The 14,780-nt window shown below is 67.8% G+C and carries 19 protein-coding genes; 16 read left to right on the top strand and 3 right to left on the bottom strand.

Features of this window, described 5'->3' with window-relative positions; translation table 11 throughout:
* Nucleotides 1-28 precede the first annotated feature (28 nt).
* Nucleotides 29-1,486: a benzaldehyde dehydrogenase gene (locus AB4070_RS13710; RefSeq protein WP_441980604.1), complete on the top strand. Its 1,458-nt coding sequence runs from the start codon at nucleotides 29-31 to the stop codon at nucleotides 1,484-1,486.
* 99 nt (nucleotides 1,487-1,585) lie between these two features.
* Here AB4070_RS13710 and lexA read toward each other — a convergent pair whose 3' ends face one another.
* Nucleotides 1,586-2,272 (bottom strand): transcriptional repressor LexA, encoded by a 687-nt coding sequence (gene lexA, locus AB4070_RS13705; protein WP_046749010.1) that lies wholly within the window; start codon nucleotides 2,270-2,272, stop codon nucleotides 1,586-1,588.
* Nucleotides 2,273-2,562: 290 nt separating this feature from the next.
* Here lexA and AB4070_RS13700 point away from each other — a divergent pair, with 290 nt between their 5' ends.
* From AB4070_RS13700 to AB4070_RS13670, 7 genes are all read left to right on the top strand, one after another.
* A complete protein-coding gene (locus AB4070_RS13700; protein ID WP_282847867.1) occupies nucleotides 2,563-2,931 on the top strand; it encodes a LysM peptidoglycan-binding domain-containing protein in 369 nt (122 codons plus the stop codon).
* An 80-nt stretch (nucleotides 2,932-3,011) separates the two neighbouring features.
* Nucleotides 3,012-4,097: a histidinol-phosphate transaminase gene (locus tag AB4070_RS13695; RefSeq protein ID WP_441980603.1), complete on the top strand. Its 1,086-nt coding sequence runs from the start codon at nucleotides 3,012-3,014 to the stop codon at nucleotides 4,095-4,097.
* Complete coding sequence (hisB, locus tag AB4070_RS13690; RefSeq protein ID WP_441980602.1) at nucleotides 4,094-4,711, top strand: imidazoleglycerol-phosphate dehydratase HisB; 618 nt, start codon at nucleotides 4,094-4,096, stop codon at nucleotides 4,709-4,711. Before AB4070_RS13695 ends, hisB begins: the two co-directional genes overlap by 4 nt.
* A complete protein-coding gene (gene hisH, locus AB4070_RS13685; protein ID WP_441980601.1) occupies nucleotides 4,708-5,343 on the top strand; it encodes an imidazole glycerol phosphate synthase subunit HisH in 636 nt (211 codons plus the stop codon). Before hisB ends, hisH begins: the two co-directional genes overlap by 4 nt.
* Nucleotides 5,344-5,446: 103 nt before the next feature.
* Nucleotides 5,447-6,193 carry a bifunctional 1-(5-phosphoribosyl)-5-((5-phosphoribosylamino)methylideneamino)imidazole-4-carboxamide isomerase/phosphoribosylanthranilate isomerase PriA gene (gene priA, locus AB4070_RS13680; RefSeq protein ID WP_441980600.1) on the top strand — a complete coding sequence of 249 codons (747 nt, stop codon included), beginning with the start codon at nucleotides 5,447-5,449 and terminating at the stop codon, nucleotides 6,191-6,193.
* Nucleotides 6,177-6,974, top strand: a complete 798-nt coding sequence (locus AB4070_RS13675; RefSeq protein WP_441980599.1) for an SseB family protein — start codon at nucleotides 6,177-6,179, stop codon at nucleotides 6,972-6,974. Before priA ends, AB4070_RS13675 begins: the two co-directional genes overlap by 17 nt.
* 23 nt (nucleotides 6,975-6,997) lie before the next feature.
* A complete protein-coding gene (locus AB4070_RS13670) occupies nucleotides 6,998-7,423 on the top strand; it encodes a hypothetical protein (RefSeq protein ID WP_441980598.1) in 426 nt (141 codons plus the stop codon).
* Here the strand turns inward: AB4070_RS13670 and AB4070_RS13665 are convergent.
* Nucleotides 7,420-7,818 carry a DUF1844 domain-containing protein gene (locus AB4070_RS13665; protein WP_441980597.1) on the bottom strand — a complete coding sequence of 133 codons (399 nt, stop codon included), beginning with the start codon at nucleotides 7,816-7,818 and terminating at the stop codon, nucleotides 7,420-7,422. The genes AB4070_RS13670 and AB4070_RS13665 overlap by 4 nt on opposite strands.
* Nucleotides 7,819-8,049: 231 nt before the next feature.
* Between AB4070_RS13665 and infC the strand changes: the two genes are divergently transcribed.
* The 3 genes from infC to rplT all read left to right on the top strand — a co-directional run bounded on the left by infC (nucleotide 8,050) and on the right by rplT (nucleotide 9,379).
* On the top strand, nucleotides 8,050-8,691 hold the full coding sequence (gene infC, locus AB4070_RS13660) for a translation initiation factor IF-3 (protein ID WP_082108707.1): 642 nt from the start codon (nucleotides 8,050-8,052) through the stop codon (nucleotides 8,689-8,691).
* Between the two features lie 72 nt (nucleotides 8,692-8,763).
* Nucleotides 8,764-8,958 carry a 50S ribosomal protein L35 gene (gene rpmI / locus AB4070_RS13655; RefSeq protein ID WP_017828564.1) on the top strand — a complete coding sequence of 65 codons (195 nt, stop codon included), beginning with the start codon at nucleotides 8,764-8,766 and terminating at the stop codon, nucleotides 8,956-8,958.
* Between the two features lie 34 nt (nucleotides 8,959-8,992).
* Nucleotides 8,993-9,379 (top strand): 50S ribosomal protein L20, encoded by a 387-nt coding sequence (rplT, locus tag AB4070_RS13650; RefSeq protein ID WP_017202428.1) that lies wholly within the window; start codon nucleotides 8,993-8,995, stop codon nucleotides 9,377-9,379.
* An 8-nt stretch (nucleotides 9,380-9,387) separates the two neighbouring features.
* On the opposite strand, the gene AB4070_RS13645 is transcribed toward rplT, so the two are convergent.
* A complete protein-coding gene (locus AB4070_RS13645; protein ID WP_441980596.1) occupies nucleotides 9,388-9,840 on the bottom strand; it encodes a DUF2809 domain-containing protein in 453 nt (150 codons plus the stop codon).
* 57 nt (nucleotides 9,841-9,897) lie between these two features.
* Between AB4070_RS13645 and AB4070_RS13640 the strand changes: the two genes are divergently transcribed.
* The 5 genes from AB4070_RS13640 to AB4070_RS13620 all read left to right on the top strand — a co-directional run bounded on the left by AB4070_RS13640 (nucleotide 9,898) and on the right by AB4070_RS13620 (nucleotide 14,758).
* A complete protein-coding gene (locus AB4070_RS13640) occupies nucleotides 9,898-10,710 on the top strand; it encodes a TrmH family RNA methyltransferase (RefSeq protein WP_441980595.1) in 813 nt (270 codons plus the stop codon).
* 36 nt (nucleotides 10,711-10,746) lie between these two features.
* Nucleotides 10,747-11,418, top strand: a complete 672-nt coding sequence (locus AB4070_RS13635) for a response regulator transcription factor (protein WP_441980594.1) — start codon at nucleotides 10,747-10,749, stop codon at nucleotides 11,416-11,418.
* A gap of 3 nt (nucleotides 11,419-11,421) precedes the next feature.
* Nucleotides 11,422-12,798, top strand: coding sequence for an ATP-binding protein (locus AB4070_RS13630; protein ID WP_441980593.1), 1,377 nt, complete (start codon nucleotides 11,422-11,424; stop codon nucleotides 12,796-12,798).
* Nucleotides 12,795-13,757, top strand: a complete 963-nt coding sequence (locus tag AB4070_RS13625; RefSeq protein WP_441980592.1) for a TAXI family TRAP transporter solute-binding subunit — start codon at nucleotides 12,795-12,797, stop codon at nucleotides 13,755-13,757. The genes AB4070_RS13630 and AB4070_RS13625 overlap by 4 nt, the downstream gene beginning before the upstream one ends.
* 254 nt (nucleotides 13,758-14,011) lie before the next feature.
* Nucleotides 14,012-14,758 (top strand): amino acid ABC transporter ATP-binding protein, encoded by a 747-nt coding sequence (locus tag AB4070_RS13620; RefSeq protein ID WP_045263329.1) that lies wholly within the window; start codon nucleotides 14,012-14,014, stop codon nucleotides 14,756-14,758.
* Nucleotides 14,759-14,780: the final 22 nt, after the last annotated feature.

The following is a 14,780-nucleotide window of genomic DNA, read 5'->3' as shown; positions in this document are numbered from 1 at the left end:
ACATCCATCCGTCAACGAAGGAGCTGACATGACGCTAATGGACCCGGCCCTGTGGGAGGGCAAGATCAACACCGGCACGTGGGTCGTCGGTTCGGGTGGCACACAGGATGTGCGCGAGCCGGCCACCGATGCCGTCCTCGGGCGGGTGGGGGTCGCCACAGCGGACGACGTCTACGCCGCCGCGATCCGTGCCGACGGGGTGCAGAAGGCGTGGGCGGCGACTCGCCCCGAGGACCGAGCAGCCGTCCTGCGCAGGGCCGGCACCCTCTTCGAGACGCACGCGGAGGAGATCCAGCGCTGGATCATCCGCGAAGACGGCTCGACGCCGCCCAAGGCCGCGCTGGAGACCCACATCGCGGCGAACGAGTGCTTCGACGCCGCCGCGCTCCCGCATCTGCCTCAGGGCGAGGTGCTGGCATCGAACGAGAGCCGCTGGTCGGTCGCTCGCCGCACACCGGCCGGAGTCGTCTCGGTCATCGCACCTTTCAACTTTCCGCTGATCCTCTCGATCCGTGCCGTGGCCCCGGCTCTCGCGCTGGGCAACGCCGTTCTGCTCAAACCGGATCCCCGCACGGCGGTGTGCGGCGGCGTCGCGCTCATGCGGGTGTTCGAGGAGGCGGGACTGCCCGCCGGCGTCCTGCAGCTGCTACCCGGCGGCGCCGAGGTGGGAGCCGCCGTCGTCGACGCGCCAGAGGTCGACGTCGTCGCGTTCACGGGATCGACCGGCGCTGGACGGGCCATCGGGCAGACCTGCGGCCGCCTGCTCAAGCGCGCGCACCTGGAGCTGGGCGGCAACAACGCGCTCATCGTGCTGCCAGGGGTCGACGTCGAGAAGGCCGCCTCCGCTGCCGCGTTCGGCTCGTGGATGAACTCGGGACAGATCTGCATGACGACGGGCCGGCACATCGTGCACGAATCCGTCTACGACGACTACGTCGCCGCCCTCGTGAGGAAGGCCGAAGCGCTCACAGTCGGGGATCCGAACACCGAGGACGTCGCTCTGGGTCCCCTCATCGACGACCGGCAGACCGCGCACTGCGTCGACATCGTGAGCGCGGCTGTCGCGGAGGGCGCGAGCATCGCGGCGGGCGGGACCAATGAGGGGCGCTTCTTCCGTCCCACGGTGATCACGGGTCTCGATCGCGACAACACCGCCTGGAAGAACGAGATCTTCGGCCCCGTCGCACCGGTCGCGAGATTCACGACGCTCGATGAAGCCGTCGACCTGGCGAACGACTCCGAGTTCGGACTCTCGATCGGGATCCTCGGTGAGGTGTCCGTGGCGATGGAGCTCGCGGACCGCCTGGATGCGGGGAAGATCCACATCAACGAGCAGACGGTCTCAGACGAATCCATGGCAGCTTTCGGCGGCACCAAGAGCTCCGGCAACGGCACCCGCATCGGTGGTGCCACGGTCAACATCGAGGCCTTCACCGAGACGCAGTGGCTCACGCTGCGATCGCGGATCGCGGACTATCCGTTCTGAGACGACGACCCTGTCGACACGAAGGACCCCTCCGAGAAGAGGGGTCCTTCGTGTCGCGCCGTCGTCTCGCCTGATCGTGCGGCGTGACCGTATCGAGGGTCAGACGGCGCGGAGCACCGCCACGACCTTGCCGAGGACGACGGACTCGTCGCCGAGGATGGGTTCGAAGGCGGAGTTGCGGGGGAGGAGCCAGGTGTGGCCGTCGCGGCGGCGCAGCACCTTGACCGTCGCCTCGCCATCGAGCATCGCCGCGACGATCTCGCCGTTCTCCGCGCTGTTCTGGGAGCGGACCACGACCCAGTCGCCGTCGCAGATGGCGGCGTCGATCATCGACTCGCCGGAGACCTTGAGCATGAACAGGTCGCCCTTGCCCACCAACTGGCGCGGGAGCGGGAAGATCTCCTCGACCTGCTGATCCGCGGTGATCGGCACGCCGGCGGCGATCCGTCCCACGAGAGGGACGAGCGCGGCGTCGCCCACGGGGGTCGCGACGTCGGCCGGGTTCTCGGTGCTGGCGCCCGGCAGGTCGATGAGCACCTCCATCGCCCTCGTCTTCCCCGGGTCGCGACGGAGGTAGCCGCTCAGCTCGAGCTGTCCGAGCTGATGGGTGACGCTGGAGAGGGACTTGAGACCGACGGCGTCTCCGATCTCGCGCATGCTCGGCGGATAGCCGTGGTTCGCGATCGAGTTCTGGATGACCTCGAGGATCGCCATCTGCTTCGGGCTGAGGCTCTTCCGGCGGCGCGTGCGCGGTGCCTCCGACTCGGCGGCAGAGTTCTCGCTCATGGTGCTCCTTCAGTGCGTGATCCGACGTCCCTCTTCGAATGTCGGAGGCCCGTGGTGGGGTGTCCTTATCGAAACCGTATCCGAGAATCGGGCCGATCTGGAAGATCTGTTCGAGCGTGTCGGCCTCTTTCCCCGGTGTGGTTTCGAAGAATACTTGACAGATGTTCGAACTCGAAGATATCTTCGGTACGTAGCTTCGCATTCCCGGCTCCCGGCCGAGTCGTGAATGCGAACGCTACGCCAACTTCCCCGGCAGCCTCACCGCTCCGGGACAGGCTAAGGAGCACCACATGAGCAGCATCGGCTTCAGCACCGCAGCAGTCATCCCGGCGTCGCCCCGTCCTTCGACGAGGCTTCGGCTGACGACGCGTGGTCGCGCTGTGCTGCTCGCCCTGGCATCGGTGCCCCTCGCCGCCGGTATCGCGTTCGCGGCGCTCAGCGGCGGCAGTGCGGTCGCATCGGGTGCCGACACGGCAGCCGTCGGCGTCGAGACCGTGACCGTCATGCCCGGTGACACGCTCTGGTCCATCGCCACCGGCGTCGCGCCCGACGCCGACCCGCGCGATGTGATCGGCGACATCAGCCGCATGAACCTGCTGCGCGGCGGCGAGCTGCAGATCGGGCAGACTCTGGCGATCCCGGCTCAGTACGCGCACTGATCCGGCGAAGGACTCAGACGAGGAGCGCGCGGGCGGCGACTTTGCGTCATCGACCTCAGGCGCCGCCTAGCATGGGAAGGGTGACCCTCTCCCTCAACGATCTCCCGCTACGTGACGATCTCCGCGGATTGAAGCCATATGGTGCTCCGCAGGCGCCGCTTCCCATCGCGCTCAACGTGAATGAGAACACGCATCCGATTCCCGATGCGGTGGCGAGCGACATCCTCGATGACATCGCCGTCGCGATCCGTGATGTCAACCGCTACCCGGATCGTGAGTTCACCACGCTTCGCGAGTCTTTCGCAGAGTACCTGGGCCACGGTCTCGTCCCCGAGCAGATCTGGGCGGGCAACGGGTCCAATGAGGTGCTCCAGCACATCCTGCAAGCCTTCGGTGGTCCGGGGCGCACGGCTTTCGGGTTCGCACCGACCTATTCGATGTACCCGCTCATCGCGCAGGGCACCGGTGCGCGGTGGATCGCCGGAACACGTCAGCCCGACTACACCATCACTCCCGAGGAGGCGGCCGAGCAGGTGCGGGCTGCCGACCCGGACGTGGTCATCCTCTGCTCTCCCAACAACCCCACCGGCACGCCGCTCGGACTCGACGTCATCGAAGCGGTGTACGACGCGGCCAGGGGCATCGTGATCGTCGACGAGGCGTACCAGGAGTTCGCCCCGCATGATGCGGTCTCGGCACTGACACTGCTCGAGGGGCGACCGCGTCTCGCCGTCTCCCGCACGATGAGCAAGGCCTTCGCGTTCGCCGGGGCCCGTGTCGGGTATCTCGCGGCCGACCCCGCGTTCATCGACGCGCTGCGGCTGGTGCGTCTGCCGTACCACCTCAGTGCGCTCACGCAGGCGGCGGCCATCGCCGCGCTGCGCAATGCCGACGTCATGCTCGGCATGGTCGAGGAGATCGTCGAGCAGCGCGACCGCATCACGGCGACTCTCGAGGCGCTGGGGTACCAGCCGCACGAGTCCTGGTCGAACTTCGTGCTGTTCGGCGGTGTCTCCGACCCGAAGGCCACCTGGCAGCAGCTGTATGACCGGGGAGTGCTGGTGCGCGATGTCGGCATTCCAGGGCACCTGCGGGTGAGCGCGGGCACCGAGGCCGAGACCACCGCATTCCTCGACGCGCTGGCCTCGATAGGATCGGCTTCATGAGCACTTCCGCACCGACCCAGCGCACTGCGAGCCGTGTGCGCCGCACGTCGGAGTCCACCGTCGAGCTCGAGCTGAACCTCGACGGTACCGGTGTGAGCCACATCGACACGTCGGTGCCGTTCTTCGACCACATGCTCACGGCGTTCGCGAAGCACTCGTTGACCGACCTCACCGTGCGCGCTTCCGGTGACACCCACATCGACGCACACCACACCGTGGAAGACGTCTCGATCGTGCTCGGACAGGCGATCCTCGAAGCCCTGGGCGACAAGTCGGGCATCTCCCGGTACGGAGACGCACTCGTCCCCCTCGACGAGGCGCTCGCGCAGGCCGTGGTCGACATCTCGGGCCGCCCGTACCTCGTGCACACGGGGGAGCCCGCAGGCTTCGAGCACCACCTGATCGGCGGGCACTTCACCGGGTCACTCGTCCGCCACTCCTTCGAAGCCATCACGTTCAACGCTGCTCTCACGGTGCACGTGCGTGTGCTCGGCGGCCGTGACCCGCATCACATCGCGGAAGCGGAGTACAAGGCGTTCGCCCGCGCGTTCCGTCAGGCCAAGGCGCTGGATCCGCTCGTCGACGGTATTCCGTCCACCAAGGGCGCGCTGTGACGTCGGCTCCTCGCGTCGCGGTGTTCGACTACGAGTCGGGCAACGTCCACTCCGCTGTCAAGGCTCTCGTGGCTGCCGGTGCCGACGCCGTGCTGACGCGCGATCGCACCACCGCCCTCGAGGCAGACGGCCTGGTGGTTCCCGGCGTCGGTGCGTTCCAGGCGGTTCGCGATGCCCTGCGCGCGCACGGAGGAGACGAGATCATCGACCGCCGTCTGGCCGGTGGCCGTCCGGTCCTCGGCATCTGCGTCGGGATGCAGGTGCTGTTCGAGCACGGCGTCGAACGCGGACGTGATACCGCGGGTCTCGGAGAGTGGCCGGGAGCCGTCACCGAGCTCAATGCGCCGGTTCTTCCGCACATGGGCTGGAACACCGTCGCGCCCGGTTCCGACAGCGTGCTCTTCCGCGGCATCGAGCAGGAGCGCTTCTACTTCGTGCACTCCTACGCTGCCCAGTCCTGGCAGCTCGATGTGATTCCGCCGTTCCCCGAACCCGTCCTGACCTGGACGACCTACCGCGATCCCTTCCTCGCCGCCGTCGAGAACGGCCCGCTGTCGGCGACGCAGTTCCACCCGGAGAAGTCCGGCGAAGCAGGTATCCAGCTGCTGCGCAACTGGGTCACGAGTCTCTGACGACGCCCGCCGGCGTCACCCGTTTTGTTCCCCGCCGCCCGGCGGACTACCCTCGGTTCTCGTGCCCGCACCGGGCCGAAGAGCTTCCCGATCCAAGGACCCCATGAACGACTTCGCGCAGTCCCCCTCGCTCACGCTCCTTCCCGCGGTCGATGTCGCCGGGGGCAAGGCCGTCCGACTGACTCAGGGCGAGGCCGGAACCGAGACCAGCTATGGCGACCCGTTGGACGCTGCAGGGGAGTGGGTGGCGCAGGGCGCCTCCTGGATCCACCTGGTCGACCTCGACGCGGCCTTCGGCCGGGGCAGCAACGCCCCGATCCTGCGCAAGGTCATCAAGCAGTTCAAGGGCGTGAACATCGAGCTCTCGGGCGGTATCCGCGACGACGCGACGCTGGAGGCCGCTCTGGAGAGCGGCGCGACCCGGATCAACCTCGGCACGGCGGCACTGGAGAATCCGGAGTGGGCTGCCGACGTGATCGGCCGATACGGCGAGGCGATCGCCGTCGGTCTCGATGTGCGCGGAACGACGCTCGCCGCCCGCGGATGGACCAAGGAGGGCGGGGACCTCTGGGAGGTTCTCGACCGCCTCGAAGACGCCGGCTGCAGCCGCTACGTGGTCACCGACGTCACGAAGGACGGAACCCTCCGCGGTCCGAACCTCGACCTTCTCCGCGAGGTCACCTCCCGCACCCCGAAGCCGGTGGTCGCGTCCGGTGGCATCTCGAGCCTCGACGACATCGCCGCGCTCCGCGACCTCGTGCCGCTGGGCGTCGAGGGCGCCATCGTCGGCAAGGCACTCTACGCCGGTGCGTTCACGCTGGCTGAGGCACTGGATGTCGCAGGAGACTGACGCGCACGCGTGCGGCCCCGAGCCGCACAACCACGGCGATTCAGCAGGTGTCCCGTGGGAGGGGCGCAGCTTCGAGTCGAACCCGCACGCCGCGGACGACGGGTCCGCCGACCCCGCGCTGCTGGCGGCGCTGTTGCGCTTCCGCGCCGGCGAGGGCAGCCAGTCCGAAGTCGTCGACGCCTTCCGTGCCGCCCGTGTGCTGGTGCCCCTCATCGCGGAGAAGGGGGAGGAGGGGATCGCCCCCAACGGTCTCACCGTTGACAAGACGCAGGAGCTCTCCATCGTCACGGTCGCGGCTCCGGATGGTCGGCGCGTGCAGCCGGTGTTCTCGTCGGTCCAGGCGATGCAGGCGTGGGACCCGACGGCGCGACCCATCCCCGTCGAGGCGATCCGCGCGGCGTTGGCCGCCTCGTCGGAGGACACCGACCTGATCGTGCTCGACCCGACGTCCGACACCGAGTTCGTCATCCGGCGTCCTGCCGTGTGGGCGATCGCTCAGGAGCAGCGCTGGGAGCCGAGTTTCCTTTCGACCGAGGTGTTCACGGCGCTGCAGGAGAGCATGGCCCACGAACTGGCCGTGATCGATGTGGCGGTGGCTCCCGGAGACCCCGACGCCCGTCTGCGCGGCCCCGAGCTCATCGTGGTCCTGGAGCTGGTCGACGGACTCGAACGTGAGGTGCTCGACGCCGTGCTCTCGCGTCTTGCGCAACGCTGGGCATCGGACGACCGGATCGCCGTGCTCGTCGACTCCCTCACCGTGAAGCTCCGCCGCAGCGTCTGAACCGCTTCGCTACGCTCGGGAACATGCCCCGGACTCTGGTGCGAGCCCTCGCCGCCGTCGTACTGCTCGGAGGCGCCGTCGCCGGCACTTCCGGCTGCGTGATCAACGCGTGCCCGGCGATCGCCTACATCAGCACGGTCGTCGTCGACGTGAGCGCCTTCCCCGCGGCGACCGACCTCCAGTTCTGCGCGGACGGGCAGTGCTCACCGGCGCCGGGAGAGGACGAGAGCTCGTCCGCGAACCTGTTCTCGGCGTCCCCCTCGGGTGACGGCACGTGGAGCATGTCTTTCGACATGTCCACGCCGGACCTGGTCGACATCCGGTTGTTCGATGCGCAGGGTGCCCTCATCCATGAGTCGGAAGAGGAGATCTCCTGGACCCGCACCGAAGGGTCGTGCCCCGGCCCGGCCTCGGCCGACCCCCTGGTCGTCGAGGCTCGCAGCAGCTAGTTGACCGGACCTGTCCACTTCTCGCCCGGCCCCTTGCCGATCGGGTCAGGGATCGTGGATGCCTCGCGGAAGGCGAGCTGCAGGGAGCGGAGTCCGTCGCGCAGGGAGCGTGCGTGCATGTCGCTGATCTCCGGAGCGCCGGCGGTGATGAGTCCGGCGAGCGCGTTGATGAGCTTGCGCGCCTCGTCGAGGTCGATCTGCGCTGCGGCGTCCGGCTCGTCGGCGAGCCCGAGCTTGACGGCTGCCGCACTCATGAGGTGCACGGCGGCGGTGGTGATCACCTCGACTGCGGGTACGTCGGCGATGTCGCGGGTGGCCGACGATGCGGCCTCCTCCTGACGTGCCCAGCGCTCTTCGCGCTCGTGTGCAGCCTCGTCCGGTGCCTGGTTCGTCACTTCGCCTTGCTTTCTGTTAGACTTTGGCGGGCTCCGGAGCGTCATGCTCCGGAACGAAAGAGGATTCACTTCCCACCCGCGCTTGCCGTTCAAGGCTACCGGGTCTTGCACTCCACCGGCTCCGTTCGAAAGAAGGAGCCGGTAGACAGGGTGCGGAGCCGGCGTCTGAATGCCGGTGGGCGGGGACGATTCCGATTTCGCCCGTGATGCAGACAGCGTCGCGGTGGCCGAATCACATCGTCTAAGGAGTTCCGCATCAGCGATCCCCGTACCAATGAGCGCATCCGCGTCCCCGAGGTCCGCCTCGTCGGCCCCGCGGGTGAGCAGATCGGCGTCGTCCGCATCGAGGCAGCACTGCGCCTCGCGCAGGAAGCCGATCTCGACCTCGTCGAGGTCGCCCCCAACTCGAAGCCGCCCGTCGTCAAGATCATGGACTACGGCAAGTTCAAGTACGAGGCCGCCCAGAAGGAAAAGGAAGCTCGCCGCAACCAGGCGAACACGATCCTCAAGGAAGTGCGCTTCCGTCTGAAGATCGAGGCTCACGACTACACGACCAAGCTCAAGCGTGCCGAGGGCTTCCTCAAGGCCGGCGACAAGGTCAAGGCCATGATCCTGTTCCGCGGTCGCGAGCAGTCGCGTCCCGAGCAGGGCGTGCGTCTGCTGCGCAAGTTCGCCGAGGACGTCGCCGAGTTCGGCACCGTCGAGTCGAACCCGACCATCGACGGTCGCAACATGGTGATGGTCGTGGCTCCGCTCAAGAGCAAGTCCGAGGCGAAGCAGGAGCAGAACGCCGTGCGCGATGCTCAGCGAGCGGACAAGAAGCAGGCTGCGCGCGAGGCGAAGAACGAGGCCGCCGCCACCACTGCGGAGTAGCACCCGCCCCAGAACTCCCGCACCGCGGGTTGACACCGTCGCCTGAGAAGGCGCCATACGAAGGAAGAGAAGATGCCGAAGCAGAAGACCCACTCGGGTGCTAAGAAGCGCTTCAAGATCACCGGAAGCGGAAAGCTGAAGAAGCAGCAGGCCGGGATGCGCCACAACCTCGAGCACAAGTCGAGCCGTCGCACGCGTCGTCTGAACCAGGACCAGGTCCTGTCGAAGGCTGACACCAAGGTCGCGAAGAAGCTTCTCGGTCGCTGACGCGCGCCGAACGCACGAATAGGAACACAGGAAAATGGCAAGAGTCAAGCGGGCAGTAAACGCCCACAAGAAGCGCCGGGTCATCCTCGAGCGCGCCTCCGGTTACCGCGGACAGCGTTCGCGCCTCTACCGCAAGGCCAAAGAGCAGGTCATCCACTCGCTGGTCTACTCGTACCGTGACCGTCGCAAGCGCAAGGGCGACTTCCGTCGTCTGTGGATCCAGCGCATCAACGCTGCGGCCCGCCAGAACGGCATGACGTACAACCGCTTCATCCAGGGCCTCGGCCTCGCGGGTGTCACGGTCGACCGTCGCATGCTTGCCGACCTCGCGGTCAACGACGCTGCCACGTTCACGACGCTGGTCGAGACGGCGAAGAAGGCTCTGCCCTCCGACGTCAACGCGCCGAAGTCGGCTGCGTAAGCACCTCTTCACACAGGGCGCTCTCCTTCGGGAGGGCGCCCTGTGGCGTTTCCCGACGTGCCGCCGGCGGCCGCGCGGCTGACCGCAAGGTCGACGAAGGCGGCCATGGCGATGGCAACCGCGTACACGGCGATGTCCCGACCATCGAATCCGGAGCCGAGGACGAGACGGATCGGGGGGAGCACCGATGCCCACTCACGAGGGATACCGGTGAGTTGGAACAGTTCGACACCAGCGCAGAACACGAAGGCGACGAGTGCGGGTACAAGGGGTCGCCGTCGCGCGGCGATCAGGGCGACGAGCAGATAGATGAGCACGGCGTACAGCGCATCGCCGATGACGTCGCCCACGACCCCACCGGTACTGCGATGGATGACGAGTCCGATCACGACCGTCGCGACGGCGAGCACTGCGAGGATGATCCGCCGACGGGCGCTCGTCACCGCGGTATCGATCGTCATGCAGGCACCCTAACCCGATGGTGCGGGAACGGGCCGTGCGTTCCCTAGACTGTGATCGTGCTGGAGAACCCCCGTTCGCCCCGAGTCCGGGCTGTCGCGAAGCTGACCAAGCGCAGCGCGCGGACCGAGACAGGCCTGTTCCTTCTGGAGGGCCCGCAGTCCGTGCGCGAGGCGCTCACCTACCGTCCTGAGGCGATCGTGGAGCTCTTCGCGACGCCGAACGGCTGGGAGCGGCACCCCGACATCCGCACGAAGGCCGCAGAGGCGGACATCGAGGTCGAGTACGTCACCGAGTACGTGCTCAACGCGATGGCCGACACCGTCACACCCCAAGGTCTCGTCGCCGTCGTGCAGCAGACGCCGACGTCGGTGCGCGACATCTTCGAGGCCTCGCCGCGACTGGTGGCGATCTGCGAGGAGGTGCGGGATCCAGGGAACCTCGGCACGATCATCCGGGCGGCAGATGCCGCGGGTGCGGATGCCGTCGTGCTGACCGGTCGCACGGTCGATCCGTACAATCCGAAGGTGGTGCGCGCGACCACAGGGTCCCTGTTCCACCTTCCCGTCTCGGTCGGGGGAGACCTCGCCGACGTCGTGAAGCGTGCTCATGCCGCAGGGCTGCGCATCCTCGCGGCGGACGTGAAGGGTGATGACCTGCTGGAAGCGCGCGCAGAGGGCGTGCTGGCCGAGCCGACGGGATGGCTCTTCGGCAACGAGGCGCGCGGACTCGAAGACGAGGCGCTGGGTCTCGCTGATCGTGTGCTCAAGCTTCCGATCTTCGGGCGAGCCGAGTCGCTCAATCTGGCGACGGCCGCCAGTGTCTGCCTGTATGAGAGCGCATTCGCTCAGCGGGCGACGTCCGTCGACTGAGGTGACGGACGCCGGGGGAAGCGGGAAGCGGAGTCGATGAGGATTCTGATCGTCGAAGACGACGACCGGGTCGCAGGCGCACTGGAGGCGTTTCTCGCCCGGTCCGGGTATGCGACCGTCCGCGCAGCGGATGGGGCGTCTGCACTGGCTCTTGTCGGAGCGGACACCGAGGTGGTGCTGCTCGACCTCGGTCTGCCGGACATCGACGGGGTCGACCTGTGTCGTCGGATCAGGGGCCGCTCCGAGGTCCCGATCGTGATCGTGACGGCGCGCAGCCAGGTCGCGGAGCGCATCAAAGGACTCCGCGCCGGAGCCGATGATTTCGTGGTGAAGCCCTACGACGTGCACGAGCTCCTGGCGCGGATCGAAGCGGTCACACGGAGATCCAGGCCGATGAGACCCGAGGCGGATGCGCGCGTGCTGCTCCACGGGGGCGGCGTGCAGGTCGACCTGATCGCTCGCCAGGTGCTGGTCGACGGCGCGGCCATCGACCTCACGCGCAAGGAGTTCGACATCATCGCCGTCCTCGCCCGCTACCCGGGAGTGGCGATGCCGAAGGACCGGCTGATCCGCGAGGTATGGAACACCGATTGGCGAGGATTCGGCCATTCTCTGGAGGTGCACGTCGGGGCCATCAGGAAGAAGACCGGGGTCCGCGGGATCATCGAGACGGTCCGCGGGGTCGGCTATCGGCTGGCAGGGTCCTGAGCCGTGCGTCGCCGCCTGATCATCGTGTTCCTGATACCGCTCGTCGCGATCCTGGCCGGGCTCGGCGGTGCCGCGGGGTGGAGTGCCGCCCAGAGCGTGCAGCAGGCCTTCTATGCGCAGCAGATCGGCGACCTCGGCTACTTCGTCACGAGTGCCCGCCAGGCTCTGCGTTCCGGCAGCGCCGCCGTGATCGAGGCGGAGGTGGAGCGGTTCCGCGAGGTCTACGGGATCGAGGTGACCGTGTTCGATCTCGGGGGCGCCGTGTGGGCCGCAGCGGATCAGGACCCGGCGGTGCTGCGGGAAGACGATACCGAGCGCGTCAAGCTGGCGCTCTCCGGTCGACGAGCCGAGCAGCCGACGGTGGTGTTCCCCTGGAGTGTCTCGGACTCCGCACTGGCCGAGCCGGTGTTCGATGACGGTGACGTGATAGGAGCCGTGCTCGTCGCCGGAGACGTGGAGGCTCCGCGCGCCGCGATCCTGCACCAGCTCCTGCTCATCTCCGCGATCGCGGGGGTGCTCATCGCGCTCGGCGTGCTCCTGGTGTTCCGACTCGCGCGTTGGGTGCTCTCGCCGGTGCGCCGACTCGACGAGGCCATGGTCGCGATCGAGCGCGGCGAGATGGACGCGCGCGTTGCTGCGGACGACGGTCCGCCGGAGCTCCGCCGCATGGCGCAGGTGTTCAACGGCATGGCCGACGAGATCGAACGGGTGATGACGAGACAGCAGGAGTTCGCGCTCAACGCCTCGCACGAGCTGCGCAACCCCCTCAACGCTCTGCTCCTGAGAGTGGAGCATCTGGCGACGGGACTCGGCGACGAGTGGCAGGGCGACGTCGAGGAGACGAGGGAGGAGGGGCGGCGGATGACCCGCATCCTCGAGACTCTGCTCGGCCTCGCGCGCGGCGGCCGTGGCGACTCGACCATCTCCGCCGTGGATCTGGCGACTCTGGCTGCTCGTCGTCGGGAAGCATGGCGCGATGTCGCGGCTCAGCGCGGAGTCGGGCTGCGCTCCACCGGCGCGTCATCGGTGATGAGCGTGACCGACCGCACGATCGTCGAGAGCGCTCTGGATGCCGTGATCGACAACGCCGTGAAGTTCTCGCCCGAGGGGGCGCACATCGAGATCGGGGCGAGACGGGAAGGAAGGGTCTGTCGGATCACGGTCCGCGACCATGGTCCCGGCCTCACCGACGAGCAGGCGGCCGCGGCGACCGACCGGTTCTGGCGCAACGCCGACACCGGGGACACGCCGGGGTCAGGACTCGGGCTGGCGATCGCGAGCGATCTGCTGGAGACGATCGGGGGAGAGCTGGCGGTCGCTTCGGCACAGGGTGGCGGACTCGAGGTCGCGCTCGTCCTGCACGACGGGACCACGCCATGAGGTCGGCCGCCAGGAGACTCCTCGCGGGAGGACTCGCATTCGTGCTGCTGACCGCATTGACCGCGTGCGCCCCTCGCTCCGACGAGTGGAGCGACACCGAGTACGCGATCGCCAGCGGGGGCTCGACCGGTGTGTACTACGACTACGGAAGCCACCTGGCGGGAGAGCTGTCGGACCGGCTGGACCTCCGGGTGGTCGCGCAGGAGACCGCGGGATCGGTCGACAACCTGCTGCGGGTGAGTTCGGGCGAGGCCCTGCTCGGATTCGCGCAGGGCGATGCCGCCGCCGACGCGGTGTCGGGTACCGGCGCCTTCGAGCGGCCGTTGGAGGTGGAGGCTCTCGCCCGCCTGTACGACGAGTACGTGCAGGTCGTGGTGCGAGGGGATTCGGACATCGACGACATCGGCGATCTCGCCGGCCGCACCATCTCGCTCGGTGCCGAGAACTCCGGCGTCAACGTGATCGCGGGCCGAGTGCTCGACGCAGCAGGCGTCGCGCTCGATTCCGTCCGCGACCCCCAGCTCGACCTCAGCGCGTCGATCGGTGCGATGGAGCGCGGCGAGATCGACGGCTTCTTCTGGGTGGGAGGCCTGCCTACGCCCGGCGTGGCCGAACTGTCCTCGCGCGCTCCGGTCCGCCTGCTCCCGATCGAGCCGGAGTGGGTCAACGCCGTGAACGAGCGGTATTCGCATGCCTATCGGCAGGCTGATGTCCCGGCGGGGACATACGGCCTACCGGACTCCGCACCGACGATGGCCGTTCCCAACTACCTCGTCACCGCCGCATCCACGCCGGATGCCGTCGTGCACGATGTTCTGGCCGGACTCTTCGATGCACGACTGCGCATCGCGGGGGAGGTGCCGACCGCGGCGCAGCTGGATCGGCGTTCGGCGATCTTCACCGGTCCGGTCCCTCTGCACGACGGTGCGATCGACTACTACCGCGACCTGCGCGGTTGACTGCTCAAGAAATCCTCAAGAAGTCTGACAGCGAGACCGGCGCTCTGCCATTGTGAGGTCGATCGCGCACGATCGTCGCCTGCTGCACAACTGTCGTTGGGGCATCGCAGCAGGACGATTCCGCGGCCCGTGGGGGCGGGCCGCGGGGTACCCATGCACAGCAGCATTGGTGCCGCGATCAGGTGATTACGAACGTGTAAATCTCACCGAGGTGCCTGGAGACCCGCGCCCGACGTGGCTAGTTTGGAGAAATGATGACCTCTGATACCCCGCTCGTCGTGGTCGAGAACGTCCAGAAGCATTACGGCGACTTCCAGGCGCTCACCGACATCGATCTGACCGTGAACTCGGGGGAGGTCGTCGTCGTGATCGGCCCGTCCGGCTCCGGGAAGTCGACACTGTGCCGCACGATCAACCGCCTGGAGACGATCACCAGCGGGAGCATCCGCATCGACGGCAAGGAGCTCCCGGCTGAGGGCAAGGGCCTGGCACATCTGCGTGCGGACGTGGGCATGGTCTTCCAATCGTTCAACCTCTTCGCCCACCTCACGATCCTCGAGAACGTGACTCTCGGACCGATCAAGGTTCGCGGCATCAAGAAGGCCGACGCCGAGAAGGAGGCGATGATGCTGCTCGAGCGCGTGGGCGTGGCCCAGCAGGCATCGAAGCTCCCGGCCCAGCTCTCCGGTGGTCAGCAGCAGCGCGTGGCCATCGCCCGCGCTCTCGCGATGCAGCCCAAGGTGATGCTGTTCGATGAGCCCACCAGCGCCCTCGACCCCGAGATGATCAACGAGGTGCTCGACGTCATGGTCGAACTCGCCCAGGACGGCATGACGATGATCGTCGTCACGCACGAGATGGGCTTCGCGCGCAAGGCCGCCGACCGCGTCGTGTTCATGGCGGATGGCCGCATCGTCGAAGAGGCCACGCCGGAGGAGTTCTTCACGAACCCGAAGAGCGATCGCGCCAAGGACTTCCTCTCGAAGCTCCTCACGCACTGACGCACCCGCAGCCCCCACGCAC

The sequence above is a fragment of the Microbacterium sp. 2RAF4 genome (assembly GCF_052115285.1).
Classification (GTDB): domain Bacteria; phylum Actinomycetota; class Actinomycetes; order Actinomycetales; family Microbacteriaceae; genus Microbacterium; species Microbacterium oxydans.
The sequence above is the reverse complement of the archived record's forward strand: the minus strand, read 5'-3'. Positions and strand labels throughout refer to the sequence as shown.

Excerpts from the sequence above, each read along its gene's own strand:
- priA (WP_441980600.1), top strand. The coding sequence starts at position 5,447 with ATGAACGACTTCGCGCAGTCCCCCTCGCTCACGCTCCTTCCCGCGGTC.
- AB4070_RS13645 (WP_441980596.1), bottom strand. The coding sequence starts at position 9,840 with ATGACGATCGATACCGCGGTGACGAGCGCCCGTCGGCGGATCATCCTC.
- hisB (WP_441980602.1), top strand. The coding sequence starts at position 4,094 with ATGAGCACTTCCGCACCGACCCAGCGCACTGCGAGCCGTGTGCGCCGC.
- AB4070_RS13620 (WP_045263329.1), top strand. The coding sequence starts at position 14,012 with ATGACCTCTGATACCCCGCTCGTCGTGGTCGAGAACGTCCAGAAGCAT.
- rplT (WP_017202428.1), top strand. The coding sequence starts at position 8,993 with ATGGCAAGAGTCAAGCGGGCAGTAAACGCCCACAAGAAGCGCCGGGTC.
- AB4070_RS13700 (WP_282847867.1), top strand. The coding sequence starts at position 2,563 with ATGAGCAGCATCGGCTTCAGCACCGCAGCAGTCATCCCGGCGTCGCCC.
- AB4070_RS13635 (WP_441980594.1), top strand. The coding sequence starts at position 10,747 with ATGAGGATTCTGATCGTCGAAGACGACGACCGGGTCGCAGGCGCACTG.
- lexA (WP_046749010.1), bottom strand. The coding sequence starts at position 2,272 with ATGAGCGAGAACTCTGCCGCCGAGTCGGAGGCACCGCGCACGCGCCGC.
- AB4070_RS13625 (WP_441980592.1), top strand. The coding sequence starts at position 12,795 with ATGAGGTCGGCCGCCAGGAGACTCCTCGCGGGAGGACTCGCATTCGTG.
- rpmI (WP_017828564.1), top strand. The coding sequence starts at position 8,764 with ATGCCGAAGCAGAAGACCCACTCGGGTGCTAAGAAGCGCTTCAAGATC.
- AB4070_RS13675 (WP_441980599.1), top strand. The coding sequence starts at position 6,177 with ATGTCGCAGGAGACTGACGCGCACGCGTGCGGCCCCGAGCCGCACAAC.
- AB4070_RS13670 (WP_441980598.1), top strand. The coding sequence starts at position 6,998 with ATGCCCCGGACTCTGGTGCGAGCCCTCGCCGCCGTCGTACTGCTCGGA.
- AB4070_RS13710 (WP_441980604.1), top strand. The coding sequence starts at position 29 with ATGACGCTAATGGACCCGGCCCTGTGGGAGGGCAAGATCAACACCGGC.